Source organism: Novosphingobium sp. (assembly GCF_041905565.1).
GTDB lineage: Bacteria > Pseudomonadota > Alphaproteobacteria > Sphingomonadales > Sphingomonadaceae > Novosphingobium.
Genome location: NZ_JAYRKX010000011.1, coordinates 37,427 through 62,320, shown reverse-complemented (window position 1 = coordinate 62,320; position 24,894 = coordinate 37,427). Strand labels below are relative to the sequence as shown.

Sequence of the window (24,894 nt, the reverse complement as noted above, 5' to 3'; positions counted from 1 at the left end):
GCCAAGCCGCGCATGTGGTCAACCGCCCGCCTGCCCCTTGCCCCGCGTTCCAGTTCCGTTCTAACGCTGGGCCATGGCCGAAGCCCTGCCCCTCCCCGCGCTCCACGCCAGCCACGGCGGCTGCTGGCTGCGCGACGGCGCGGGCAACACGCGCGGCGTGGGCAAGGGCGATGCGATCGTCGCGGCTGCCGATACCCCGCTGCTGCTGCTCAACGCGCCGCTGGTCGCCAGCCGGCTGGGCTATCCCGACCTGTCGGGGCTCGACCTGCTCGAACTGTTCGCCTTCATCCACCCCGCGCGCTTCGTGGTGCCGACGCCCAAGGGGCTGGCCCACGCGATCGACCTGCCCGAACCGGCGGGTGACGACGGGGTGCCGCTGCTGCTGCAACAGGCCGCCGAAGCGTTGCTGGCCTGCTGCGCCGATCCCGCCTGGCAGGCGCGCGAAGGGGCGTGGAGCGCGCTGCAGAACCTGATCCGGCTGCGCTGGCCCTGGGCGCCGCTGCTTACCCCGCGCCTGCCCCGCCCGGACAAGGCGGAACGCTGGCTGTTCGCCCGCCTGCCCGAATGGGACGAAGCGCCTGAACGCCCCCAGCCCGCGCAGGTCCAGATCGATCCAGAGGCCGTCGCGGCGCGCCTTGCCCAGCTGACCGGCAGCGGGGCCGAAGCCCGCCCCGCCCAGCGCGCCTATGCCGCCGAGGCCGCCCACGTCTTTGCCCCGCGCCGCCACGAGGCGCTGCCGCACCTGCTGCTGGCCCAGGCCGGCACCGGGATCGGCAAGACGCTGGGCTATCTTGCCCCGGCTTCGCTCTGGGCCGAGCAATCGGGCGGGACGGTCTGGGTGTCGACCTATACCAAGGCGCTGCAACGCCAGCTGCGCCGCGAAAGCCGCCGCGCCTGGGCCGAACGCCGCGCCGATGGCAGCCTGCCCGTGGTGGTGCGCAAGGGGCGCGAGAACTACCTGTGCCTGCTCAACCTGGAAGACGCGCTGCAAGGCGGCTTTTCCGGGCGCGCAGCGATCATGGCGCAGCTGGTCGCGCGTTGGGCCGCCTACAGCCAGGACGGTGACATGATCGGCGGCGATCTGCCCGGCTGGCTCGGCACGCTGTTCCGCCAGCGCGGGATCGCCGCGCTGACCGACCGGCGCGGCGAGTGCGTCTATGCCGGCTGCCCGCACTACCGCAAATGCTTCATCGAGCGCGCCGCGCGGGCCAGCGCCCAGGCCGACCTGGTGATCGCCAACCATGCGCTGGTCATGGTCAACGCCGCGCGCGGACGCGACGCCGCCCAGCGCCCGACGCGGATCGTGTTCGACGAAGGCCACCACGTGTTCGAAGCCGCGGATTCGACCTTCGCCGCCGCACTGACCGGCGCGGAAACGATCGAGCTGCGCCGCTGGGTGATCGGCCCGGAACGCGGCGCGAAAGGGCGGCGGCGCGGCCTGTCCGCGCGGCTCGCCGATGTCGCCAGCTATGACGAAGCCGGCGGCAAGGCGATTGCCGCCGCGCGCCATGCGGCCGAGGCGCTGCCCGGCGATGGCTGGCTGCAACGCTTGAACGAGAACGCGGCGTCCGGCCCGCTGGAGGAGCTGCTCGCCGCCGTGCGCGCCTGCGTTTACGCTCGCGACGAAAGCGGCGGGCAGGAAGCCGGCTATGGCCTGGAGACCGAGGCCGCGCAGCTCGACGGGGCGTTCATCGAGCGCGCCGGGGCGGCCCAGGCCGCGCTGGCGGAGCTGCGCATCCCGCTGATCCGGCTGGGTCTGCGGCTGGAAGCGATCATGGCCGAACCGCCCGACTGGCTCGACGGCCCCGGCCGCGCCCGGATCGAAGGGGCGCGCCACTCGCTCGCCTGGCGGATCGACCTGCTGGCGGCCTGGGAAGCGCTGCTGGAGCGGCTGGGCGGCCCGGCCGATCCCGAATATGTCGACTGGCTGGCGGTCGAGCGCGGCGATGCGCGCGAATTCGACGTCGGCATCCACCGCCGCTGGCTCGACCCGATGAAGCCCTTCGCCAAGGTCGTGCTGGAACCGGCGCACGGCGTGATGCTGACCAGCGCGACGCTGAAGGACGCGGACGATTGGGACGCCGCTGTAACCCGCAGCGGCGCGCCCTCGCTAGGGCTGGCCCCGCGCCTGTCGAGCTTCGACAGCCCGTTCGACTATGCCGCCCAGGCCGAAGTGCTGATCGTGACCGACGTGCCCAAGGGCGATGTCTCCGCGCTTGCCGGGGCCTATGGCCGCCTGATCGAAGCCTCGCGCGGCGGGGCGCTGGGCCTGTTCACCGCGATCCGCCGTCTGCGCGCGGTGCATGGCCGGATTGCCGACCGGCTGGCGCGCGGCGGGCTGCCGCTTTACGCCCAGCATGTCGATCCGATCGACACCGGCACGCTGGTCGACATTTTCCGCGATGATCCCCACGCCTCGCTGCTCGGCACCGACGCGCTGCGCGACGGGGTGGACGTGCCGGGCCATTCGCTGCGGCTGGTGGTGATGGAACAGGTCCCCTGGCCCAAGCCGTCGATCCTCCACCGCGCGCGGCGGCTCGCGGGTGGCGGCAGTGCCTATGACGACCGGATCATCCGCGCGCGGCTCGCCCAGGCCTTCGGGCGGCTGATCCGCAGCCGCGAGGATCACGGCCATTTCGTGATCCTGTCATCGGCCTTTCCCAGCCGCCTGCTCTCCGCATTTCCCCCGGGCACGCCCGTCACGCGATTGTCACTGGACGAGGCTTTACAACGGGTGTCCGCTGGTGCTTACGGCAAGCCCGCAACCACAGAGAGTCTCCCGTGAAGATCCTCGGCCTGTTCCGCCACGCCAAGTCCGACTGGCACGATCCGCGCGCGCGCGATTTCGACCGTCCGCTCAACGAGCGCGGGCGCAAGGGCGCGGAAACGATGGGCCGCCACATCCGCGATCACGGCGTGGCCTGGGACCGGGTGATCGCCAGCCCGGCGATCCGCTGCGCCGAAACGATCGAGATCGCCTCGGCCGCAGCAGCGCGCCCGATCGCGGTCAACTGGGACCGGCGCGTCTACCTCGCCAGCAGCGCCACCCTGGCCGACCTGCTGCGCGAGTTGGACGGCGATCCCGGCGCGGTGCTGATGGTCGGGCACAATCCGGGGCTGGAAGACCTGATTTTCGACCTGGTGCCCGATGACGGTTCCAGCCCGCTGCGCGACGTGGTCGAGGCAAAGTTCCCCACCGCCGCCTTTGCCGTGCTCGAACTGAACATCGACCGCTGGGCCGATCTCAAGGACAATTGCGCCCGGCTGGTCCACCTGGTCCGCCCGCGCGACCTTGATCCGGCGCTGGGGCCGCAGCTGGCCTGATCCAGCCGCGCTCAGGCGGTGTGGATCGCCTTGGTCACCAGGTAGCTGTCCAGCCCTTCCAGTCCGCCTTCGCTGCCGAAGCCCGAATCCTTGACCCCGCCAAACGGGGCGTCGGCCGTGCTGATCGCGAAGGTGTTGATCCCGACCATGCCGCTTTCAATGGCATCGCCCAGCAGGTTGGCCTGGCGCATGTTCTCGGTAAAGGCGAAGGCGGCGAGGCCATAAGGCAGGCGGTTGGCCTTGGCGATCGCATCGTCCAGCGTGCTGAACGGCGCGGCCACAGCCACCGGGCCGAAGGGTTCGTTGCTCATGATGTCGGCGCTGTCGGGCACGTCAGCCAGCAGGGTCGGCTGGAAGAAGAAACCCGCGTTCCCGCGCTTGCCCCCGGCCATGACCCGCGCGCCCTTGGCCTCGGCATCCTCGACCAGCGCGGCAATCGCCTGCGGACGGCGGACATTGGCGAGCGGGCCCATCTTCGTTTCGGCATCCAGCCCGTGCCCGGTCGTGACCTGCGCGGTGCGCGCGGCGAAACCTTCGACGAAGGCCGAGTAGATCCCTTCCTGGACATAGAACCGCGTCGGGCTGACGCAGACCTGCCCGGCGTTGCGGAACTTCTGCGGCACCAACATGTCGAGCGTCTTTTCAAGGTCGCAGTCGTCGAACACCAGCACGGGGGCATGGCCGCCCAGTTCCATCGTCACCCGCTTCAAGCCGTCCGCTGCCAGCCGCATCAGGTGCCTGCCGACCGGGACCGAACCGGTGAAGCTGATCTTGCGGATCACCGGCGAGGCAAGCAGGTGGCGGCTGACCGCATCGGGCACGCCGTGGACCAGTTGCACCACGCCAGCGGGCAGACCCCCGTCCAGCAGGCAGCGCAGCAACATGCCGGTGCAGCCGGGGGTTTCCTCGGGCGGCTTGGCAATCACCGAGCAGCCCACCGCGAGCGCCGGCGCCAGCTTTTTCGCCATCAGGTAGACCGGGAAGTTCCACGGACTGAACGCCGCGACCGGCCCGACCGGCTGGCGAATCACGATCGAGCGCTGGCCGCTGGGGCGCGGCAGGACGCGGCCATAGATCCGCACCGCTTCCTCGGCGCACCAGTCGAAGAAGCTGGCGCTGCTGATCGCTTCGGCGCGGGCTTCGGCAAAGGGCTTGCCCTGTTCCAGCGTCAGGGTCCGGCCGATCACGTCGGCGCGTTCGCGCAGCAGTGCCGCCGCCTTGCGCAACACGGCGGCGCGCGCTTCGGGCGCGACGCTGCGCCATTCTTGGAACTTGGCATCGGCCGTGGCGAGCGCCTCGTCCAGGTCGGCGGGCGTGGCCAGCGGCACTTCGGCAATGGTTTCGCCGCGCGCCGGATCGACCACCGGAAACAGATCGCGCCCTTCGCCGATCTTCCAGCCGCTGCCGATGAACAGGGCGAGATCGGCGTTATAGTCGTAGGTCATGGCAAGCCTCACTTGAATGCAAGGCGATGTGGTAACCAGTGAAACCGGATTTGGCGAGCGCCGATCAGCTGTCGTGCAGCGCCTGGACCAGGGTTGTCCGCAGCGCGATCAGCCGCGCGCGATAGGCAAAGGCGTTTCCAGCCGGAGCGGGCGCGGCCTGCACCGGCGCGGCGGCGGTGGCCGGGGCAGGCTTGGCTGCCGCCCTGGCCGCGCCGCTTCGCAGCGCCTGCTTCGCGCCTTTCAGCGTATAGCCTTCACGGTGGACCAGCCGGTCGATGGTTTCGACCAGGGTCACGTCTTCGGGGCGGTAATAGCGGCGGCCGCCACTGCGCTTGAGCGGCTTCAGCATCGGGAACTGTTCTTCCCAATAACGCAGCACGTGCGGGCGGATGCCCAGCGCCTTGGCGACTTCGCCGATGGTGCGCAGGGCCCCCTCGTCCTTGCCATCGGCAAAGCGCGGGGGCTCCTCGGGACGGGAGAACAGGTCCTCCCCTGCGCTCACCCCTTGGCGATCCGGTCTTTCAGCATCTGGCTGGCACGGAAAGTGAGCACGCGGCGCGGCGTGATCGGCACTTCGATCCCGGTCTTGGGATTACGGCCGATGCGCTGGCCCTTGTCGCGCAGCAGGAAGGTGCCGAAGCCGGAAATCTTGACGTTTTCGCCGTTTTCCAGGGCGCCGGACATCATGTCGAGGATCGCTTCGACCATGCCGAGCGATTCGGAGCGCGACAGGCCCACCTTGCGGTTGATGGCTTCGGCCAGGTCGGCCCGGGTCAGAGTGTTCATCGAGCGCATGCAGCGCTTCCCCCAATGCTAGTGGCGCGACCACTGAGTCGAGAGAATAGTGAATGATCGCGCGATTGCAATGAAATCGACGCAATTCCTAAAGCAGGTATCAACCACTCAGACCCGCAGCAATGCGGCGCCCCAGGTGAAACCGCCGCCCATCGCTTCGAGTACGACCAGGTCCCCCGGCTTGATCCGGCCATCGCGCACTGCGGTGTCCAGCGCGAGCGGCACCGAGGCGGCCGAAGTGTTGGCATGACGATCGACCGTCACCACCACCCGTTCGGGTGCCAGGCCCAGCTTCCGGGCGGTTGCATCGAGGATGCGCTGGTTGGCCTGATGCGGCACGACCCAGTCGATATCGGCCGAGGTCAGGCCGACTTCGGCCAGCACCGAACCCAGCACGTCGGCCAGGTTGACCACGGCGTGGCGGAACACTTCGCGCCCCTTCATCCGCACGTGGCCGACGGTCTGCGTGGTCGAGGGGCCGCCATCGACGTAGAGCAGCTCGTTGTGCGCACCATCGGCGTGGAGCTTGGTGGCCAGGATGCCGGGGCCGTCTTCGGCGACGTCCCGCGCTTCGAGCACGACCGCGCCGGCGCCGTCACCGAACAATACGCAGGTGGTGCGGTCTTCCCAATCGAGGATCCGGCTGAAGGTTTCCGCGCCGATCACCAGCGCGCGCCTGGCCATGCCGCTGCGCAGCATCGCATCGGCCACCCCCACGCCATAGAGGAAGCCCGAGCAGACCGCGGCGACGTCGAAGGCCATGCCCCCGTTCGCGCCGATCGCGTCCTGGACGATGGTTGCCGTGGCGGGGAAGGTCTGGTCCGGGGTGGCCGTGGCCAGCACGATCAGGCCGATGTCCTTGCCTTCGAGCCCGGCAGCTTCAAGCGCGGCCCGCGCCGCGTCAGTGGCAAGGCTGGAAGTGGTTTCCCCCTCGCCCGCGATGTAACGGTTGCGGATGCCGGTCCGCTCGACGATCCATTCGTCGCTGGTATCGACCATTTGCGCCATTTCGGCGTTGGGCACGGCACGCTTCGGCAGGGCAGAGCCGGTGCCGATCAGGACGGAACGCAGGGTCATTCGGCAGCCTTCGGGCTCTTGCGGAGATTTTCGGCGCCAAGGCGCGCCAGGTCGGCGGTGATCCGCTCGGTCAGGTTTTCCTCGAGCAGCCGCGCGGTCACCGCCACGGCATTGGCCACACCCAGCGCACTGGCCGAACCGTGGCTTTTCACCACCACACCGTTCAGCCCCAGGAAGACCGCGCCGTTGTGGTTGTTGGGATCGAGGTGGTGCTTGAGCAACTCGGTCGCCGGACGGCTGACCAGGAAGCCGAACTTCGAGCGCAGCGAACTGGCAAAGGCGCGGCGCAGCAGGTCGGCCACGAACCGGGCGGTGCCTTCCACGGCCTTGAGCGCGATGTTGCCGGAAAATCCGTCGGTCACCACCACGTCCACATCGCCGCGGCCCAGCTTGTCCGCTTCGATATAGCCATCGAACAGGATCGACAGGTCATCAGCCGCGTTCTTGAGGATCGCGGCGGCTTCCTGCAACTGGCCGGTGCCCTTGGTTTCCTCGGTGCCGATGTTGAGCAGCCGGACGCGCGGCGCATCATGGCCCGTGACGATCCGGGCATAGGCCGCGCCCATTACCGCGAACTGCACCAGATTGCGGGCATCGCATTCGGTGTTGGCGCCAAGGTCGAGCATGACCAGGTCGGTATCACCCAGCGTCGGCAGCAAGGCCGACAGGGCGGGCCGATCGATCCCCGGCATGGTCCGCAGCGCCAGCTTGGCCATGGCCATCAGCGCGCCGGTGTTGCCGGCACTGACGGCAGCGCCAGCATCGCCCTGTTTGACCGCGTTGATCGCCAGACCCATCGACGTGGTCTTGGCGCGGCGCAAAGCCTGGGTCGGCTTTTCCTCGCCGCTGACAACGTCGGGCGCGTGGAGGATTTCCGCCGCGGCACGCAGGTTCGGGTGGTTGTCCAGCGCGGACTTGATCCGCTCCTCGTCTCCGACGAGCAGGAACTTGAAACGGTCGTGGCGGCGACGCGCAAGCGCCGCGCCCTCGACCATCACGCGCACGCCTTCATCGCCGCCCATCGCGTCTACTGCGATACGCGGCAGGCTCATGCGCTTAACCCCCTGGGACTTGCGGTGGGCTTAGAGCCCGACAGCGACGATCTCGCGACCGTTGTAGTGGCCGCAGGCCGGGCACAGGTTGTGCGGACGCTTCAGTTCGCCACAGTTCGGGCATTCATGGAATGCTTCGACCTTCAGCGCATCGTGGCTGCGGCGCATGCCCCGGCGGGACGGCGAGGTTTTTCTTTTGGGGACAGCCATTGCGGCACCTGTTCCTGCAAATTCTAGACGTCTAAGAAGGCCGCGCTGGGCCACAAGGGCCGGGCGGAGCGAAGGCGCGCCTATACAGATTCTGTGGCGCGTTGCAAGCTCCCTCGGACCAATGGCATCGCCGGGCCATCATTCTGGCCCAACAGGGGAGAGAACAATGTTGCTGACCACCACCCTTTCACTGGCCGCCGCAGCGGCCGTCATCAACTTCTGGCTGGCGCTGCGCTGCGGCCAGGTCCGCGCCAAGGCGGGGATCAGCATCGGCACGGGCGGCAACGATCTGCTGGAACGCCGTATGCGCGCGCAGCTCAACTTTGTGGAAAACACCCCGTGGGTGCTGCTGCTGATCGCGGGGATCGAACTGGCCGGCAAGGGCGGCGCCTGGCTCGCGCCGGTCGGCGCGGTGTTCATGCTGGGCCGCGTCGCGCATGGCCTGGGCATGGATGGCACCGGCCTAGCTGCCGGCCGCACCGCCGGCACGATCATCACCATGCTGACCCAGCTGGGTCTGGCCATCGCCGCCGTGCTGGTGGTGCTGGGCAAGCTGTGAGGGGATTCGGCCCCCGCTTCGCGCAGCGGGGGCCGTTCGCTCAGCTCAGCGCATAGTCGCTGACGAAGCCATTGGTCTGCCGTTCGCGGCCAAAGGTGCTGTTGGGACCATGCCCGGGCACGAAGGTGGTGTCGTTGCCCAGCGGCCACAGCTTCTGCGTGATCGAATCGATCAGCTGCTGGTGATTGCCCATGGGAAAGTCGGTCCGCCCGATCGAGCCCTGGAAAATGACGTCCCCGACAATCGCGATGTGCCCTTCGGGATAGTGGAACACCACGTGCCCGGGGGTGTGGCCGGGGCAATGGATCACATCCAGCTCGACCTCGCCCACGGAGACCTTGTCGCCGTCCTCCAGCCAGCGGTCCGGCACGAAGTTTTCCGCCGGCATCTGGTACTGCCGGCCCGATTCTTCCAGCCGGTCCAGCCAGAAGATGTCGTCCTTGTGCGGTCCTTCGATCGGCACGCCCAGTTCACGGGCATAGATCCCGGTCACGCCGCAATGGTCCATGTGGCCATGGGTGACGAGCAGCTTCTCGATCGTGACGCCGACCTTGGCGACCACGGCACGCACCTTGTCGAGATCGCCCCCGACATCGCACAGCGCCCCGCGCATCGTCTTGGTGCACCACAGCAGGGTGCAGTTCTGTTCCAGCGGGGTGACGGGGATGATCCCCACGCGCAGCGGCGGTTCGCTCTGTTGATCGGTCATGCGCAGGATTTGGCGCGGGATCGCGCGCTTTGCAATCCCGGCTAGAGCCGACCGCTCTTCCACACCACCCGGCCGATCACCTTCACCTCCTCGCGCGGGAGTTCGATGGTGCGGTAGGCGGGGTTGTCGCTGACCAGCGCGAGCAGGCCCGCGCGGCTGGTGTCGAGCCGCTTGACCAGCAGCGCATCACCGGTGCGAACCACGTGGATGCCATCGCGCAAGGGGCGCGGGCTACGATCGACCAGGATCTCGTCACCGTCGCGCAGGGTGGCTTCCATCGAATCGCCCTCGACCCGGATGGCCGAGAGCATCGCCGGATCGAGCCCCTGTTCGCGCAGCCAGCGCGCGGCAAACCGGAACGCGCCGATCGGCGCTTCCTCCAGCGCCAGCGCGCCCGGCCCGGCCGACGCGCCCAGCGGCAGGCGCGGCACATCGATCCAGTCACCCCGCGCCGGCTTTACCATGGGAAGCGAAGAATTTTCCTCGGGCGCGCCCAGTTCCGATTCGTCCACACCAAGGAACCGCGCCAGCGTTCGCCGATCGGTCTCCTCCAGCTTGCGCGGGCTGCCCTTGCGGATAAATTGCTGCAAATACGTGCTGTTCCGGCCAATCAGTTCCGACAGGCTGGACAGGCTGGCGCCCCGCTCGGTGGCAAGTTCAAGCAAACGCGCGCGTGGATCGTGAGTAACCATAAATCATCGCTACACGATGTATTTTTCCTAGACAAGTAGGATTTCACCCGGAACAAAAGGATTATTCCAACGGCGATTCGTCGTCGGAATGGCCAGAGACAGGAGGGAAATGCCCATGTTGATTCGCCGGATCGAGCGCTTCCTGCGCGAAACCGGAATGCCGTGGACCAAGTTCGGCCGGCTCGCCGCGCAGGACCCGCGCTTTGTCGCCGACCTGCGCAATGGCCGCGTGCCCCGTCCCGGTACAGCGAAGCGCGTGGAACATTTCATGAACATCTATAAGGAGCAAGCCAGTGCAAATTGATCCCGCCGCCATGCAGACGATGCGCCAGGTGCTGACCGGCCCGACCGGCCAGGGCAAGCGGCGCGGCACCTGGCTGCACCTCTTGTCGGCACTGATGGAACTGGCCGATGGGCAGGCAGAGCTGATCAGCCACAGCGAACGGGCCTGGGCCAGCGCGACTTTTGCGGGCACGCGCCACCGCGTGACCCTGCGCTTCACCGGGGCCGGGGCGGTCGAAGCGGGCGAAGGCTTCATCGACGCGCTGGCCGAGCACGAGTTCACCATTCCGCGCCAGCTGGTGGCGGATGCGGCGGTGATCACCGTGCAGCACACCGCCCTGCCCCAGCCGATGCTGGAAGTGCAGACCGAACTGCTGCTGCTTGAGGATGCCTAACAGGCTAGCTCCAGCCTGTTAGACTGGAAGCCAAGATGCCAGACCTGACCGGACGAAGTGCAGCCGGTGGCCTGCCCAAGCAAGCAGTTCGCGGATTTGCGTTGCACAGTGAACTGCTGGTTCAACCGCACCGGGTCAATAGCCGCGCGTCAGATCCGCTTCGGCCTCCAGCGGTTCGCCAGACCGGAAGCGCGGCAGGTTGCGCAGGAAGCGCTGGGCGGCGCGTTCGTACATCCGGGTCTGCGCCCGGCCCGACAGGTGCATGGTGACCACCGCGTTATCGAGGCTCCACAGCGGGTGCCCCTCGGGCAGCGGCTCGGGCGTGGTCACGTCAAGGAACGCCCCGCCGATCCGCCGTTCCTGCAAGGCCGCGACCAGCGCCTCCTGATCGACCACACCGCCGCGGGCGATGTTGACCAGCACCGCATCGCGCTTCATCGCCGCCAGTTCCGCCGCGCCGATCATCCCTTCGGTTTCGGGGGTCTGGGGCACCGCCAGGATCACCCAGTCGAATTCGCCCAGACGCGCGCGCCATTCGTCCGGGCCTAGCGTGCCCGGCCCGGGCGTGCGGCGGACCTTCGCCACCTCGACCCCGAAGGCGGCCAGCCGCGTGTCGATCTCCTGCCCGATCGCGCCGTGCCCCAGGATCAGCGCCTTGCTTTCGAACAGCTCGCGCTTGCCGGGCGAATCCTTGAGCCATTCGCCCCGCGCCTGCGCGCGCAGCACGGCGGGATAGTCCTTGGCGAAGGACAGCATGCCCATGACCACGTATTCGGCGATAGTGATCGCGTTGATCCCCGCCCCGTTGGTCAGCTGCACCCCGCGTTCGGCCATCAGCTCCAGCGGGAAGAAGTCCAGCCCGGCATAGCCGGTGTTGAGCCAGCGCATCCGTTCGGCCATGGTCACGACCTTGACCACATCGGCCTTGGTATACATGTCGAACCAGCCGATTTCGGCCTCGGGGGCCAGCGCGAAGACCTCGTCCTTGTTCGCATACCAGCGCGGCTCGACCCAATCAGGCAACCGCCCTTCGAGCCAGGGCTTGAGCATGGCGTTGAGCACGGTAACGGTCATGGCATTTTCCTGAACTGATCGAGCATCGGTGGAGGTATCGTCGCCGCTGGCGTCATGCGCCCGGCTTGGCGGCCAGTTCCTCGCGCAGGATGGCCTTGATCCCGGTGGGCACGCTGTCGCTGAACAGATCGTCGATCAGCCAGCGGCCGCCCTGCCGGACCAGCACCAAGCGCTGGTTCGACCAGTTGTCCCAGCCGGCGTTGACGCGCAGTTTCACTTCGGCCCGGTTCGGCCCCAGCGCGCGCAGCGACAGGCGGGTCCAGCGGAACTTCTTCTCGTCCCAGTCCTGGCAATCGCAAAACCAGCTAAAATCGGAGAGCGAGGTCAGGTTGTCATCGACCCGCTTCTGCCAGTCCCGAATCAGCGCGGCGGTTTCCGCGCTGTAGACCGGCTTCTGCCAATCGGCCGGACCATCCAGGCTGGCACTCTTGTACCCGCCATAGGCCTTGAGCAGCAGTGCATCGACCTGGGCGGGCGCCGGGCCGGCGGGACTGGCGGAGATCAGGGCTGCGGCGGCAAGCGGCAAGAGCAAGGCCCTGATCGTGCGTATCATCCCAGTTTCCATTCCCAGCCCAGCGGATCGCCGTCCATCACCTCCACCCCGCGCGCGGCGAGGTCATCGCGCAGCGCATCGGAGCGGGCGAAATCCTTGTCCGCGCGCGCCGCCTTGCGGGCGGCCAGCGCGGTCTCGATCTCGTCCTCGGTGATGGTGGCGGCCTTGGGGCGAATGCGCAAGACCGCGCGGTCCAGCGCCAGCAGGTCCAGCCCCAGCACCGCGTCCATCGCGGCCAGCGCGGCGAGCTTTTCCCCGGCATCGACCTTCTTCAGCGCGGCAACTTCCTCCAGCACGGTCAGCGCGACCGGCGTGTTGAGATCGTCGGCGACGGCGGCGGCAAACCGCTCAAGATAGGGAGCAAAGCGCGCACCCGGCGCGGCTGCAGGTTCAGCCCCCTGCCCGCGCAGGCCCGCCACGGCCAGCACCAGCCGCTTCAAACGAACCAGCGCCGCCCCCAGCCCTTCCCAGCTGAATTCCAGCTCGCTGCGGTAATGCGCCTGCAGGCACAGCATGCGGTAGGCCAGCGGGTGATAGCCCTTGTCGATCAGCAGTTGCAGCCGCAGGAACTCGCCGCTCGACTTGCTCATCTTGCCGCTGCGTTCGACCAGGAAGTTGTTGTGCATCCAGATCCGCGCGCCCGAATTGGCCGGCACGTCCAGGCCATTGGTGCAGCAGAACGCCTGGTTCTGGGCGATCTCGTTGGGATGGTGGATTTCGCGGTGGTCGATCCCGCCGGTGTGGATGTCGAACGGAAAGCCCAGCACCTGCCCCGACATGACCGAGCATTCCAGATGCCAGCCCGGCGCGCCGCGGCCCCACGGGCTGTCCCATTCCATCTGGCGCTTTTCGCCCGGCGGGGTCTTGCGCCAGATCGCGAAGTCGGCGGCGTTGCGCTTATCCTTCACTGGATCAATTCGCATGTGCGCTTCTTCGGATTCCTGAAGCTGATCTAGCTTCGTCCGGCCAGCAAGGAGCGCATAGTCAGCCACGGTCGACACGTCGAAGTACAGGCCGCTGTCGAGCTCGTAGCAGTGCTTATCGGCGATCGACTTCGCAAAGTCGATCATCTGCGGCACGAATTCGGTGGCGATGGTCCACTGCGCGGGCTGGCGGATGTTCAGCGCCTTGATGTCGGCCCAGTAGGCTTCGGTATAGTGGCGGGCGATGTCCCAGATCGACTGCGCGCGCTGCGCGGCCATCTTTTCCATCTTGTCCTCGCCCGCGTCGGCATCGTCGGTCAGGTGGCCCACATCGGTGATGTTGATCACGTGGGTCAGCTTGTAGCCGTTGAAGCTGAGCGTGCGGCCCAGCACGTCGGCAAAGACATAGGCGCGCATGTTGCCGATGTGCGGGTAATTGTAGACCGTCGGCCCGCAGGTATAGACCCGTGCCTCGCCCGGATGGACGGGCTGGAACGGTTCCACTTGGCGGGTCAGGCTGTTGAAAAGGCGCAGGTCAGTCATGGCCGCAGGCCATAGGTCGGCGCGCCCGCGCGGGCAAGCCGGGTCGGATCAGAACCCTTCCCAGCGCACCACGTTGTCCAGCGACTCGCGCGGGACGGGGAAGCCGTTGATTGCCGCGTCGCGGTCGCCCCAGCCGATCGCCACGCCGCAGAAGAAGATGTGATCGTCAGGCAGCGCCACCACTTCGCGGACCTGCTTCTGGTAGACGGCCCAGGCTTCCTGCGCGCAGCTGTCCAGCCCTTCCTCGCGCAGCAGCAGCAGCACCGTCTGCAGCCACATGCCGATGTCCGACCATTGCGGCAGCCCCATGTAGCGCGGGGTGTGGACCAGCATCAGCACCGGAGCGTCGAAGGCGCGGAAGTTCTTGCGGAACATGCCGAGCCGCTGGGCCTTGTCCTCGCGCGGGATGCCGAGCGAGGCATACATCGCTTCGCCCACCCCGAACCGGCTGGCGGCATAGCGGCCTTCCAGTTCGGCAGGATAGACCGGATATTCAGCCGAATAGGCCTTGCTGCCCTGCGGGATCGTATCGGCGACCAGCGCTTTCAGCCGGTCGAGCGGCTCACCCGTGATCATCACCGCGTTCCACGGCTGGGTGTTGCCGCCCGACGGCGCGTTCTGCGCCTTTTCCAGCACACGGCGCAGCACCGCCTGATCGACCGGCCGGTCAAGGAACTGCCGGATCGAGCGGCGGCTGGCGACAGCGTCGGAAACGTTCATGATGATCCCTTATTCAAAACCGAGGAACTTGACCTTGCCGTCCAGCGGCTCGCGCTTGCGGTCAAAGTGGTTCACCGGGTCTTCCTCGTCGCGGTAGCCGATGGCGATGCCGCAGAAGAAGATGTGGCTTTCGTCCGAAACGCCCAGGTATTCCTTGATCAGCTTGGCGTGAAGGGAAAGGAATTCCTGCGGGCAGCTGTCCAGCCCGGCCTCGCGCAGCAGCAGCATGATCGTCTGCAGCCACATGCCCACGTCCGACCACTGCGGCGCGCCCATCACGCGCGGGAAATAGACCATCAGCACGGCCGGGGCATCGAACGACACGGTGTTGCGGGCCATGAAATCGGCGCGCCCGGCCTTGTCCGAACGTTCGACGTTGAGCGCGGCATACATGTCGGCGCCAACCTGGTGCAGGCGCGCCAGGCACTCGGGCAGGACTTCGGGATCGCTCCACGAATATTCCTTGGGATCCTGCGGCGGGCTGGCGGCCATCTTGGCCTGCAATTCGCGCAGCGGCGCGCCGGTCAGGATCGCGCCTTCCCACGGCTGGAAGTTGCACCCCGAAGGCGCCCACCGCGCGGTGTCCATCACCTGGCGGATCACGTCGAGGGGAACGGGCTTGTCACTGAAGGCACGGACGGAGCGGCGCGACAGGACGGCGTCGGTAACAGAGGTCGATTGGGTCATATGGATTTAATCGGGCGATTAAATGCCTTGGTCAAGACACAAAGTTCAATTGCGCAACACTCCCAGCCGGACAACAAGCCTATCGCTTAGCCGCGTTGAAATTCGAGAGAACAACATACCGAATCTTCAAATTGTCAGCTTCCAACACCTTTATTCGCGCACCACGATAAGCAATCTCGTCCGAAATGGAGAGATCATATTCAGCCTCGTTAGAGAAAGCAGTTCGAGCATATCCACCAGAATTCTCTCTATAACCTATCTTTATTTTTCCCCCAACTCGACCACTATAAATAAGAGTCTGCTGAAAGTCCCGCTCCGACAGCGCAGGCTTCCTCGTTCTCGTGAAATTGCGCTCAGTATCGCAGACAGGAGAATTCAATCCTCCGACTATTACACACGTCTCTTGCTTGCTCTTTGAAAATCGAATTGACTGCGGAATAGCCAATGGAAGCCCCAGGAAGTCATTTCCCGAAATAAGAAACCCCTGACCATCCAAGCCCCTTGAAATTCCAAATGAATGATAGGTATTATCTTTATCTTCAGAGATCAAAGGGTAGAAACCTGAACTAATTTTATAGCCCTTGATATTGTTTTCACCAAGAGTCTCTACACCATCAGTCTCTGTATAAAACCCCTGCTTAAGCATATCCTCCCCAAGCGAGACAACTGAATCCTTGCCAATTTCAGGGAAGCTCACTGCCACCGTCACAGGGGTATAATTTGGAGCAGGAGTGCTTGAGCAGCCAGCAGCTGAAATCGCCAATCCAAGCAGAGCAATATTCCGCATAAGCCCCTCACTAATCAAATTTTAGATCAGTTTACGAGCATAATCAGGTAATTGTTTAATGCAAATGAAAGATTGGTATCTGGCACAAAAAGGCCACGAAATGATCTAAGCCCTTAGCCAAATCCCACCCGACTATTCGTCCTCAAACAGGCTGGCCAGCTGTTCGATCATCGTCCCGCCCAGCTGTTCGACGTCCATGATGGTCACCGCGCGGCGGTAATAGCGGGTCACATCGTGGCCGATGCCGATCGCCACCAGCTGCACCGGGGACTGCTTTTCGATCCAGTCGATCACCTTGCGCAGGTGCTGTTCGAGATAGCCCGCGCTGTTGACGCTGAGCGTGCTGTCATCGACCGGCGCGCCGTCGGAAATGACCATCAGGATGCGGCGGTCCTCGGGCCGGGCGAGCATCCGGGTGTGCGCCCAGAGCAGCGCTTCGCCGTCGATGTTTTCCTTGAGCAGCCCCTCGCGCATCATCAGGCCGAGGTTCTTGCGGGCGCGGCGATAGGGCTCGTCCGCCTTCTTGTAGACGATGTGGCGCAGGTCGTTGAGGCGGCCCGGGTGCGCCGGCTTGCCGCCAGCCAGCCAGGACTCGCGGCTTTGCCCGCCCTTCCACGCGCGGGTGGTGAAGCCCAGGATCTCGGTCTTGACCCCGCAGCGTTCCAGCGTGCGGGCCAGCACGTCGGCGCTGATCGCCGCGATCGAGATCGGGCGGCCGCGCATCGAGCCGGAATTGTCGATCAGCAGGGTGACGATGGTGTCCTTGAACTCGACGTCGCGTTCGATCTTGTAGGACAGCGAATGGCCGGGGCTGATCACCACGCGGGCCAGCCGCGCAGCATCGAGCAGGCCTTCTTCCTGGTCAAACGCCCAGCTGCGGTTCTGCTGCGCCATCAGGCGGCGCTGCAGGCGGTTGGCCAGCTTGGTGACAATGCCCTGCAAGCCCTTCAATTGCGCGTCCAGGTAAGCGCGCAGCCGGGTCAGCTCGTCCTCGTCGCACAGGTCCTGTGCGGCGATGATCTCGTCGAACTGCTCAGTATAGGCCTTGTAGTCGAAATTGGCGGGCAGGTCGGTCCACGGGCGGTTGGGCCGGGTGGGGAGCATCCCCTCCTCACCCTCGTCGCCGGCTTCGCCTTCGGAGGTCTCCTCCTCCATCTGGCGCTCGGCCTCGCCCTCGCCGTCGTCCTCGCCTTCGCTCGGTTCGGCGGCGGCTTCGGCCGGGCTCTGGTCCTGCTGGCTTTCGCCGTCGTCGGGCTGGTCCTCGGCGTCGTCCTCGCCGTCCTGGTCCTCGCCCTCCTCGGTGTCCGGCTCCATCGGATCGGCGCGGGTCAGTTCAAGGTGCTGGAGCATGTCCAGCGTCAGCTTCTGGAACGCCTGCTGATCGTCGATCGACAGCGCCAGGGCATCGAAATCCTGGCCCGCCTTGTCGCCGATCCAGCCGCGCAGCATGTCGACGCCCTGCTTCGCGGCCTCGGGCACCGGCTGGCCGGTGAGGTGTTCGCGCAGCAGCAGCCCCAGCGCGGCCTGCAAGGGCACTTCATCAGGGCGGCTGGCGCGGGTGATCGGATCGCCGCCAAGGCGCACCATGGTCGCCGCATCGAGGTTGGCGCGCATCCCGGCATAGGCATTGGCGCCCAGCGCCTCGTACCGCACCGCCTCGACCGCGTCATAGCAGGCGCGGGCGGATGGTTCGCTCGGGGCATGGCGGGCGTGCAGCGCCTCGTCGTGGTGCTTGACCTTCAGCGCGAAGCTGTCGGCAAAGCCGCGCGCTTCCATCGCCTGGTCGCGCGGCAGGCTGCGGCCCGGCATGGGGATGCGAAAGTTCTTGCCGTTGACCACCGGGCTGTCGGCAGTCCACGCCACCTCGACCTCAGGCTCGTGCGCAATCGCGCGGCTGGCGCCGGTCAGCACGCTCTTGAAGCGGTCGAGGGGGGATTCGTCGGACATGCCTGCCTTGTGTCAGCCTTGACCCGCTTTTGCCGGGTTGGTGCGCCAGATCAACTTCAAATCGACCGCGTTCAGATCGACTGGCCGGTCTTGGCCCAGTCGGCCAGGAAGCCCTCGATCCCCTTGTCGGTCAGGATGTGCTTGAACAGCCCCTTGATCACCGCCGGGGGGGCGGTCATCACATCGGCGCCGATCTTGGCCGCTTCGAGCACGTGGACGCCGTGACGGACCGAGGCGACAAGGATTTCGGTGGCGAAGTTGTAGTTGTCGTAAATCAGGCGGATGTCGCTGATCAGCTGCATCCCGTCGAAGCCGTTGTCATCGTGCCGGCCGACGAAGGGCGAAACGAAGCTTGCCCCGGCCTTGGCCGCGAGCAGCGCCTGGTTGGCGGAAAAGCACAGCGTGACGTTGACCATGGTGCCGTCGCTGGTCAGCGCCTTGCAGGTCTTCAGGCCATCGATGGTCAGCGGCACCTTGATGCAGACGTTGTCGGCCAGCTTGCGCAGCACTTCGGCCTCGCGCATCATGCCTGCGTGGTCGAGCGCGACCACTTCGGCGCTGACCGGGCCATCGACCAGGGCGCAGATTTCCCGCGTCACTTCCATGAAATCGCGGCCCGACTTGGCGATCAGGCTGGGATTGGTGGTCACCCCGTCGAGCAGGCCGGTAGCAGCCAGTTCCTTGATGTCGGCGATTTCGGCGGTGTCGGCAAAGAATTTCACGGCGGCTGCGCTCCTGCTGGCGATTCATCCTGCCTATAGCCACCTATCGGCGCTGGCACCAAGCCCCTTGCCCCCATATAGCCCAAGTCAATGCGCCGCGTCCGACTCCTCGTGTTCAATCCCGTGCTGAACGTGCTCGACTACCGGGTGCCCGATGGCATGGCGGTGGACCTGGGCAGCGTGGTGATCGCGCCGCTGGGGCCGCGCCAGGTGCTGGGGGTGGTGTGGGAGCCGGACCGGCTGGACGGCGCCGAAGTGCCCGATGCCAAGCTGCGCCCGCTGCTGGAAGTGCTGCCGGTGCCGCCCTTCCCGGCCGCGCTGCGGCGGCTGATCGAATGGTGCGCGGATTACTATGTCGCCCCGCTCAACGCCGTGGCGCGCATGGCGCTGGGCTCGATGGCGGCGCTGCGCGGCGGCGGCACGGCTACCGAATACCGCCTGACCGGGGCGGAGCCCGCGCGCCTCACCCCGCAGCGCGCCGCCGCATTGGATGCGCTGCACGGCGAGCAGGCCAGCATCCGCGAGCTGGCGGAACTGGCCAGCGTTTCGGAAGGCGTGCTGCGCGGCATGCTGGGCGCCGGGCTGCTCGAGCCGGTGACGGTCGACCTTGACCGGCCCTACCCCCGCGCCAACCCCGATTTCGTCCAGCCGGAGCTAAGCGAGCAGCAGCGCGCGGCAGCGGACGAATTCATCGCGGCGGTGGACGGCCACGGCTTCCAGCCGTTCCTGCTCGACGGGGTGACCGGATCGGGCAAGACCGAATGCTATTTCGAAGCGATCGCCCAGGCCCTGCGCCGGCGCGAGCAGGTGCTGGTGCTGCTGCCAGAAATCGCCCTGACCGAGAATTTCCTGCGCCGGTTCGAAGCGCGCTTCGGCGCGCCGCCGGTGCTGTGGCATTCCAACCTGAAGCAGAGCGAGCGCCGCCGCGCCTGGCGCGCGATCGTCAACGGCCAGGCACAAGTGGTGGTCGGCGCGCGCTCGGCGCTGTTCATGCCTTATGCCCGGCTGGGGCTGATCGTGGTCGACGAAGCGCACGAGGTCAGCTTCAAGCAGGATGACGGGGTGCGCTACAACGCCCGCGACGTGGCGGTGATCCGCGCCCGGTTCGAACAGATCCCGGTGATCCTGGCCAGCGCCACCCCGGCGCTCGAATCGCTGCAACTGGCCGAGGCCGGCACTTACCGGAAGATCGACCTGCCCAGCCGGTTCGGCGGCGCGCTGCTGCCTGATGTGCAAGTGGTCGACCTGCGGATCGAGGCGCCCGAACGTGGGCGCTGGCTATCCCCCCGGCTGGTCGACGAGATCAAGGACCGCCTGCTCAAGGGCGAGCAGTCGCTGCTGTTCCTCAACCGGCGCGGCTATGCCCCGCTCACGCTGTGCCGGCACTGCGGCTACCGCTTCCAGTGCCCCAATTGCACCGCCTGGCTGGTCGAACACCGCCTGTCGCGGCGGATGGCCTGCCACCACTGCGGGCATCAGGTGCCGGTGCCCGAGGAATGCCCCGAATGCCACACTCCCGATTGCCTGGTCGCCTGCGGCCCCGGGGTGGAGCGCATCGCCGATGAAGTGGCCGAACTGTTTCCCGAAGCGCGGCTGGCGGTGGTCACTTCCGACACGCTGAACAGCCCGGAAAAGATCGCCGAATTCGTCGCCAAGGCCGAAGGCAAGGCGATCGACGTGATCATCGGCACCCAGTTGGTGACCAAGGGCTATCACTTTCCCGAATTGACGCTGGTCGGCGTGGTCGATGCCGACCTGGGGCTGGAAGGCGGCGATCTGCGCGCGGCGGAACGCACCTACCAACAGGTCGCGCAGGTGGCCGGGCGCGCGGGGCGCGGCGAAAAGCCGGGCGAAGTGCTGATCCAGACCCGCCACCCCGAAGCCGCGGTGATCGCCGCGCTGGTGGCGGGCGACCGCGACGCCTTCTACGCCGCCGAGGCCGAGGCACGGCGCGAAGCCGGCGCGCCGCCGTTCGGCCGCTGGGCCGCGATCATCGTTTCGTCAGAAGATGAAAAGGAAGCGCGCGAGGCCGCCCGCGCAATCGGTGCGCTGCGCCCCAACCTGCCGGACGTGATGGTGCTCGGCCCCGCTCCCGCCCCGCTGGCGCTGCTGCGCGGACGCTATCGCTACCGCCTGCTGATCAACGCCCGGCGCAGCGCGCAGGTGCAGAAGGTGATCCGCGACTGGCTGGGACAGCTGACCTTCCCGTCCGGCGTGCGGGTGGGCGTGGACATCGATCCGTATAGCTTCGTTTGAAGCAAACAGTCTCGTCATTGCGAGGAGCGCAGCGACGAAGCAATCCAGGGGCGAACAGCGCCACCGCTCTGGATTGCTTCGCTACGCTCGCAATGACGCGGGAAAATGGATCAATCCGGCAGCAGCGCGGCGGCCTGCATCAGGCGGTTGCCGTGATCGGTCTCTTCCTTGCCGTTGAGGCGGAACAGGCGGGCCGCTTCGGCATTGTCGATATTGGCCGCCCACTTTTCATACAGCGCCTCGCCGCCGAACTCGCCCTGAGCCAGGCCGGTCAGCGCAGCCTTGGTCACCGGGGCGAACGGCGCGGCGCCATCGGCGAGATAGGGGTTGTCTTCAGCCAGCGGGGGGAAGAAATCCTCGCCCGAAACCGCCTTCACCGCCATGGCCGCGCGCTGGGCGTGAAGGAATTCCTCGCGCCCATTGGCCTGAAGCAGCGCGGCGACCGCCGCATTGTCGGTCCCTTCGGCGGTCTTATAGTAAAGCGTCATCGCCGCCGCCTCGGTCAGGGCCATGACCTTCATGTCCAGCACGCTGGGCGTGGTGACGGTGCCGATATGGGCAAAGGCTTCGCGCAGAGTGGCCGGCGCACCGGCGGGCAAGGGCATGGTCATTCGCTTTCTCCCGTATTTTGCCCCAGCTTGCGCTGCCAGGCCGGCGCGATCAACCCGTCACTTTGGACAGTGCGGCGCAGCAGCCACAGTCCGGTTGCCGTGGCCAGCACCAGCGCCACGACCGAGGCTTCGAGGCCAAAGGCCCCGCCGGTCAGCCAGTCCGGCCCGGCAAAGCTGGTTTCGAGCAGTCCCTTGGCCGCCCTGCCCCCCGATACCGGCACCGAGAACACCCAGCCCTGGGTAAAGTTCCAGGCGGCGTGGATCCCCACCGCCAGCCACAGCCGCCGGGTCAGCATATAGGCCGCGCCGAGCAGCACTCCGGCCTCGACCGCGATGGCGAAGGCGGCGAACCAGCTGGCTCCGGAATTGCCGATATGGGCGAGGCCAAAGAAGGCCGAAGTCAGGGCCAGCGCCGCCCAGCTGCCCAGCAGCGCTTCAAGCTGGCGAAAGGCGATGCCGCGAAACAGCAGTTCCTCGAACAGGCCGGAAATGATCGCCATCGTCAGCATCGGCCACAGCGCGCCGATCCCATGGCCCAGCCCATGGATCCGCATGCCCCCGGCCAGGCAAGTGACCAGCACCACCGCGCAGAACAGCACGAAGCCGATCCCCAGCCCCCGGCCCAGTTCCGCCCCCGCCCCGGCCAGCGCGAATTCCGCATCCTCGCGCGTTTCGACGAAGCGCTGGAACAGCTTGTAGAGCCACACCGCCAGCGCCGCGCCCGCCAGCACCGCCAGCGGCTGGAGCGGCGAACCGCGCAGGCCCGGCGTCGTGCCCGCCCCCACCGCGACCAGCCCATAGATCACTGTAAACAGCACGAAGCCCAGCACCAGCAAGGTCAGCGGATAGCGCAGGATGCGCAGGGCCAGGCCCCGGCGCGGCTGGATCACGGTCATTAAAGCTCCCCTAAACTGTATTGCCCAAACAATACAGCCGGGACCGGGCAGGTCAATCGCCGAGCGGCAGGACCGCGCCTTCCTTTTCCAGCAGCTTGCGCTTGATCTCCAGCCCATAGGCATAGCCGCCCAGCGCCCCGCCGGTGCGGATCACGCGGTGGCAGGGGATCAGCACGGCGACGTTGTTGGCCCCGTTGGCGCTGCCCGCCGCGCGCACGGCGCGTGGCTTGCCCGCCGCCGCCGCCAGCTCGGCATAAGTGCGCGTCTCGCCCGGCGGGATGCGTTGCAGTTCGCGCCAGACCGCCTCCTGGAACGCGGTGCCCTTCACGTCGAGCGGGATGTGCGAGAAATCGCCGGGCGCTTCCACGGCTGCCACCACCTGCTCCAGCAGCGCCGCGAAGTCCGCCCCGCCCTCGACCAGTTCGGCATTGGGAAAACGCGTTTCCAGCGCTGCGCGCCCTTCATCGAACGACAGGCGGCATACGCCTTTGGCGGTCGCGGCGACCAGCATCGCGCCCAGACTGGTCTCCACCACGGCCCAGTGGATCGTCACCCCCCTGCCCCCGTTTGCCCAGGCCGATGGCGTCATGCCCAGCCGCTCCCTGTTGGCATCATAGAACCGCGACGGCCCGGAATAGCCCGCCGCATAGATTGCCTCGGTCACCTGCCCCTCGCCGGTCAAGGCCTCGCGCGCACGCTCGGCCATCAGCGCCCGGGCATAGGCGGCGGGCGACAGGCCGGTGTGGCGGGTGAACACGCGCTGGAAGTGGGTGGGTGAATAGCCGGTTTCCACCGCCAGCGCGGCCAGCGCCAGCGGCTGCTCCGCCGCCTTGATCGCGGCGATGGCGGCCAGCACGGCGCGCTCGTCACGCGCCACGTCATCAGGCAGGCAGCGTTTGCACGGCCGCAGCCCCGCTGCCCGCGCCTCGGCGCTGGTGGCAAAGAAGCGCACGTTGCCGCGCGCCGGATGGCGCGCCGCGCAGCTGGGGCGGCAATAGATCCCGGTGGACAGCACCCCGGTCACGAAGCGCCCGTCATAACTGCGGTCGCGCGCCAGCACGGCGGTCCAGCACTCGTCGGGGTCGATCATGGCGTCAGTCATTGCAGGGCTCCTTCCTGACGCAAGCCCTATCCCGCGTGCCGCAAGCGCGCGTCCCGCATGTTGCGTTCAAAGCAGGTCGAGCATGCGCCGCGCCAGTGTCCAGGCATCGCCCGGCCAGCGCGCCGACAGGTAAGCGCCGTCGCGCACGACGAAGCCCGCGTCAGGGCTGCCCGCATCGGCATAGCGCGGCGCCAGCGGACCGCGCTCGAACCGCCCGGCCGGACCGATCAGGCGGCGCACCTCGTGTTCGACGCTTTCGGGATAGGTCCGGTAGTGCCCCGGCAAGGCCGCGCGGGTCAGCCAGACCGCCACGGCCTCCAGCGGCGCGGTCAGCGCGGTGGTGCGCCGCCCGGCCAGCACTCCGGCGCGGGCCAGCGGCAGCACGCCGTGGCACACCGCGCTGACCGGCTGGTTCGCCGCAAAGGCGGTGCGGGCCAGCCGCATCACCTCGCCCGATTCGCAATAGGGCTTCATCCCCGGAGCATGCCCCCCGGGAAAATGCAGCGCCGCGAAATCGCCAGGCCGCACAGCGTCCCAGCGCAGAGGGGACAGATAGGCAGAGTCCGCGATCATCTCCGCATAGGCCGCAATTGCCGAATCGCGCGCCCGCAGGAAGCGGGCCAGTCGCGGCAACCCGGCCCCGGTCAGCGTCACCGGATCGCAGGCTGCCGCCGCCCCGGTCTCGGTAGCAAAGGCCACGTCATGCCCGGCGCGGGTCCAGACCAGCCAGGGCAAGGCAACCTCCGCCGGATCGAAATCGGCCTGCGGCAGGACGATCAGCAGCGCGGCCACTTCAGCCGCCGAGCGCGCGGAACAGCATCAAGGTGCGTTCCTTGGCGAGGTCCGCGCTTTCGGGGTGGTAGTCCTTGCGGCGATCGGAATTGAACCCGTGCCCGGCCTCGTAGACGAAGATCTGTGCAGTCTGGTGCTGCTTCTCGATCAGTTCTTGCACCGGGGCGAAATCGACCAGCGGATCGTAGCGCCCGAAATGGCAGATCGTGGCGCAGCGCGGCGCCTCATCGGCAAAGCGGGTGGCGATGTAGCCGCCGTAATAGCAGCTGGCCGCATCCACATCCTCGCAGGTCTGGGCCATGCGCCAGGCAACCGAGCCGCCAAAGCAATAGCCGACAATGAAGGTGGGGCCGCCCCGCGCCTTGAGCCAGGCGATCACGCGGCGGGTATCGTCCAGCCCGCGCTCCCAGTCGTGCTGCTCGCGCGCGATCTTGATCGCCCGTTCCCAGTCCGCCCCGGAATAGCCCAGCGCGCAGCCTGGCTCGATTCGCTCGAACAGGCCGGGGCTGACCACTTCATAGCCGTCCTGGGCATATTCGTCGCACAACTCGCGGATATGGTCGGTCACGCCGAAGATTTCCTGGACCAGCACCAGGCCACCGCGCCGCTCGCCCGCGGGAACGGCGTGGTAGCACGGCATTTCGAAGCCATCCCCCATCGTGATCCGGATTGTTTCGCCCATCGTCATCCCCATGTCCCGCTTTCGTATCCGAGAATGTCCTAGCCCCAGCTTGCATCGCA

At 67.0% G+C, this 24,894-nt stretch carries 27 protein-coding genes; 6 read left to right on the top strand and 21 right to left on the bottom strand.

The window, feature by feature from the left end:
- Positions 1 to 73 precede the first annotated feature (73 nt).
- Both ACE3N9_RS10370 and ACE3N9_RS10365 read left to right on the top strand, forming a co-directional pair.
- Positions 74 to 2,785, top strand: a complete 2,712-nt coding sequence (locus ACE3N9_RS10370) for an ATP-dependent DNA helicase (RefSeq protein WP_374283543.1) — start codon at positions 74 to 76, stop codon at positions 2,783 to 2,785.
- A complete protein-coding gene (locus ACE3N9_RS10365) occupies positions 2,782 to 3,324 on the top strand; it encodes a histidine phosphatase family protein (protein ID WP_374283541.1) in 543 nt (180 codons plus the stop codon). Before ACE3N9_RS10370 ends, ACE3N9_RS10365 begins: the two co-directional genes overlap by 4 nt.
- A gap of 11 nt (positions 3,325 to 3,335) precedes the next feature.
- Here the strand turns inward: ACE3N9_RS10365 and ACE3N9_RS10360 are convergent, their stop codons facing one another.
- The 6 genes from ACE3N9_RS10360 to rpmF form a co-directional block, all read right to left on the bottom strand.
- Positions 3,336 to 4,769 (bottom strand): NAD-dependent succinate-semialdehyde dehydrogenase, encoded by a 1,434-nt coding sequence (locus ACE3N9_RS10360; RefSeq protein ID WP_374283539.1) that lies wholly within the window; start codon positions 4,767 to 4,769, stop codon positions 3,336 to 3,338.
- A 64-nt stretch (positions 4,770 to 4,833) separates the two neighbouring features.
- Positions 4,834 to 5,271: a MerR family transcriptional regulator gene (locus tag ACE3N9_RS10355; protein ID WP_374283537.1), complete on the bottom strand. Its 438-nt coding sequence runs from the start codon at positions 5,269 to 5,271 to the stop codon at positions 4,834 to 4,836.
- A complete protein-coding gene (locus ACE3N9_RS10350) occupies positions 5,268 to 5,564 on the bottom strand; it encodes an integration host factor subunit alpha (RefSeq protein ID WP_374283535.1) in 297 nt (98 codons plus the stop codon). The genes ACE3N9_RS10355 and ACE3N9_RS10350 overlap by 4 nt, the downstream gene beginning before the upstream one ends.
- Before the next feature lie 108 nt (positions 5,565 to 5,672).
- The gene (locus ACE3N9_RS10345) at positions 5,673 to 6,641 is read right to left on the bottom strand and encodes a beta-ketoacyl-ACP synthase III (RefSeq protein WP_374283533.1); all 969 of its coding nucleotides are present in this window, start codon (positions 6,639 to 6,641) and stop codon (positions 5,673 to 5,675) included.
- Entirely contained in the window at positions 6,638 to 7,693 is a 1,056-nt protein-coding gene (gene plsX / locus ACE3N9_RS10340) for a phosphate acyltransferase PlsX (RefSeq protein ID WP_374283531.1), read from the bottom strand. The genes ACE3N9_RS10345 and plsX overlap by 4 nt, the downstream gene beginning before the upstream one ends.
- A 30-nt stretch (positions 7,694 to 7,723) precedes the next feature.
- On the bottom strand, positions 7,724 to 7,903 hold the full coding sequence (rpmF, locus tag ACE3N9_RS10335; protein ID WP_374283529.1) for a 50S ribosomal protein L32: 180 nt from the start codon (positions 7,901 to 7,903) through the stop codon (positions 7,724 to 7,726).
- A gap of 166 nt (positions 7,904 to 8,069) precedes the next feature.
- Between rpmF and ACE3N9_RS10330 the strand changes: the two genes are divergently transcribed.
- On the top strand, positions 8,070 to 8,462 hold the full coding sequence (locus ACE3N9_RS10330) for an MAPEG family protein (RefSeq protein ID WP_374283527.1): 393 nt from the start codon (positions 8,070 to 8,072) through the stop codon (positions 8,460 to 8,462).
- Between the two features lie 40 nt (positions 8,463 to 8,502).
- Here ACE3N9_RS10330 and ACE3N9_RS10325 read toward each other — a convergent pair whose 3' ends face one another.
- Both ACE3N9_RS10325 and ACE3N9_RS10320 read right to left on the bottom strand, forming a co-directional pair.
- A complete protein-coding gene (locus ACE3N9_RS10325; RefSeq protein WP_374283525.1) occupies positions 8,503 to 9,171 on the bottom strand; it encodes an MBL fold metallo-hydrolase in 669 nt (222 codons plus the stop codon).
- Positions 9,172 to 9,212: 41 nt separating this feature from the next.
- Positions 9,213 to 9,863: a helix-turn-helix transcriptional regulator gene (locus tag ACE3N9_RS10320; RefSeq protein WP_374283523.1), complete on the bottom strand. Its 651-nt coding sequence runs from the start codon at positions 9,861 to 9,863 to the stop codon at positions 9,213 to 9,215.
- Positions 9,864 to 9,978: 115 nt separating this feature from the next.
- On the opposite strand from ACE3N9_RS10320, the gene ACE3N9_RS10315 reads away from it, so the two are divergent.
- Both ACE3N9_RS10315 and ACE3N9_RS10310 read left to right on the top strand, forming a co-directional pair.
- Positions 9,979 to 10,167: a hypothetical protein gene (locus tag ACE3N9_RS10315; protein WP_374283668.1), complete on the top strand. Its 189-nt coding sequence runs from the start codon at positions 9,979 to 9,981 to the stop codon at positions 10,165 to 10,167.
- The gene (locus ACE3N9_RS10310; protein WP_374283521.1) at positions 10,157 to 10,540 is read left to right on the top strand and encodes a hypothetical protein; all 384 of its coding nucleotides are present in this window, start codon (positions 10,157 to 10,159) and stop codon (positions 10,538 to 10,540) included. The genes ACE3N9_RS10315 and ACE3N9_RS10310 overlap by 11 nt, the downstream gene beginning before the upstream one ends.
- A 135-nt stretch (positions 10,541 to 10,675) precedes the next feature.
- Here ACE3N9_RS10310 and ACE3N9_RS10305 read toward each other — a convergent pair whose 3' ends face one another.
- The 8 genes from ACE3N9_RS10305 to fsa all read right to left on the bottom strand — a co-directional run bounded on the left by ACE3N9_RS10305 (position 10,676) and on the right by fsa (position 18,496).
- Complete coding sequence (locus tag ACE3N9_RS10305) at positions 10,676 to 11,614, bottom strand: D-2-hydroxyacid dehydrogenase (protein ID WP_374283520.1); 939 nt, start codon at positions 11,612 to 11,614, stop codon at positions 10,676 to 10,678.
- Positions 11,615 to 11,666: 52 nt separating this feature from the next.
- The gene (locus ACE3N9_RS10300) at positions 11,667 to 12,167 is read right to left on the bottom strand and encodes a DUF3828 domain-containing protein (protein WP_374283518.1); all 501 of its coding nucleotides are present in this window, start codon (positions 12,165 to 12,167) and stop codon (positions 11,667 to 11,669) included.
- Entirely contained in the window at positions 12,164 to 13,633 is a 1,470-nt protein-coding gene (cysS, locus tag ACE3N9_RS10295) for a cysteine--tRNA ligase (RefSeq protein ID WP_374283516.1), read from the bottom strand. The genes ACE3N9_RS10300 and cysS overlap by 4 nt, the downstream gene beginning before the upstream one ends.
- A gap of 48 nt (positions 13,634 to 13,681) precedes the next feature.
- Complete coding sequence (locus tag ACE3N9_RS10290) at positions 13,682 to 14,353, bottom strand: nitroreductase (RefSeq protein ID WP_374283514.1); 672 nt, start codon at positions 14,351 to 14,353, stop codon at positions 13,682 to 13,684.
- Between the two features lie 9 nt (positions 14,354 to 14,362).
- Positions 14,363 to 15,040 (bottom strand): nitroreductase, encoded by a 678-nt coding sequence (locus ACE3N9_RS10285; RefSeq protein ID WP_374283512.1) that lies wholly within the window; start codon positions 15,038 to 15,040, stop codon positions 14,363 to 14,365.
- Between the two features lie 79 nt (positions 15,041 to 15,119).
- Positions 15,120 to 15,827, bottom strand: coding sequence for a hypothetical protein (locus tag ACE3N9_RS10280; protein WP_374283510.1), 708 nt, complete (start codon positions 15,825 to 15,827; stop codon positions 15,120 to 15,122).
- Between the two features lie 132 nt (positions 15,828 to 15,959).
- Positions 15,960 to 17,774 carry a cobaltochelatase subunit CobT gene (cobT, locus tag ACE3N9_RS10275; protein WP_374283508.1) on the bottom strand — a complete coding sequence of 605 codons (1,815 nt, stop codon included), beginning with the start codon at positions 17,772 to 17,774 and terminating at the stop codon, positions 15,960 to 15,962.
- Positions 17,775 to 17,845: 71 nt separating this feature from the next.
- Positions 17,846 to 18,496 (bottom strand): fructose-6-phosphate aldolase, encoded by a 651-nt coding sequence (fsa, locus tag ACE3N9_RS10270; RefSeq protein ID WP_374283505.1) that lies wholly within the window; start codon positions 18,494 to 18,496, stop codon positions 17,846 to 17,848.
- A gap of 90 nt (positions 18,497 to 18,586) precedes the next feature.
- On the opposite strand from fsa, the gene ACE3N9_RS10265 reads away from it, so the two are divergent.
- Positions 18,587 to 20,752: a primosomal protein N' gene (locus tag ACE3N9_RS10265; RefSeq protein ID WP_374283503.1), complete on the top strand. Its 2,166-nt coding sequence runs from the start codon at positions 18,587 to 18,589 to the stop codon at positions 20,750 to 20,752.
- 110 nt (positions 20,753 to 20,862) lie between these two features.
- Here the strand turns inward: ACE3N9_RS10265 and ACE3N9_RS10260 are convergent, their stop codons facing one another.
- The 5 genes from ACE3N9_RS10260 to ACE3N9_RS10240 form a co-directional block, all read right to left on the bottom strand.
- Positions 20,863 to 21,363 carry a hypothetical protein gene (locus ACE3N9_RS10260; protein WP_374283501.1) on the bottom strand — a complete coding sequence of 167 codons (501 nt, stop codon included), beginning with the start codon at positions 21,361 to 21,363 and terminating at the stop codon, positions 20,863 to 20,865.
- Complete coding sequence (locus tag ACE3N9_RS10255; protein WP_374283499.1) at positions 21,360 to 22,259, bottom strand: lysostaphin resistance A-like protein; 900 nt, start codon at positions 22,257 to 22,259, stop codon at positions 21,360 to 21,362. The genes ACE3N9_RS10260 and ACE3N9_RS10255 overlap by 4 nt, the downstream gene beginning before the upstream one ends.
- Before the next feature lie 52 nt (positions 22,260 to 22,311).
- Complete coding sequence (locus ACE3N9_RS10250) at positions 22,312 to 23,361, bottom strand: bifunctional transcriptional activator/DNA repair enzyme AdaA (protein WP_374283497.1); 1,050 nt, start codon at positions 23,359 to 23,361, stop codon at positions 22,312 to 22,314.
- Between the two features lie 66 nt (positions 23,362 to 23,427).
- Positions 23,428 to 24,153, bottom strand: a complete 726-nt coding sequence (locus ACE3N9_RS10245; protein WP_374283495.1) for a type 1 glutamine amidotransferase domain-containing protein — start codon at positions 24,151 to 24,153, stop codon at positions 23,428 to 23,430.
- Position 24,154: 1 nt separating this feature from the next.
- Positions 24,155 to 24,835 (bottom strand): dienelactone hydrolase family protein, encoded by a 681-nt coding sequence (locus ACE3N9_RS10240; protein WP_374283493.1) that lies wholly within the window; start codon positions 24,833 to 24,835, stop codon positions 24,155 to 24,157.
- Between the last annotated feature and the right edge of the window lie 59 nt (positions 24,836 to 24,894).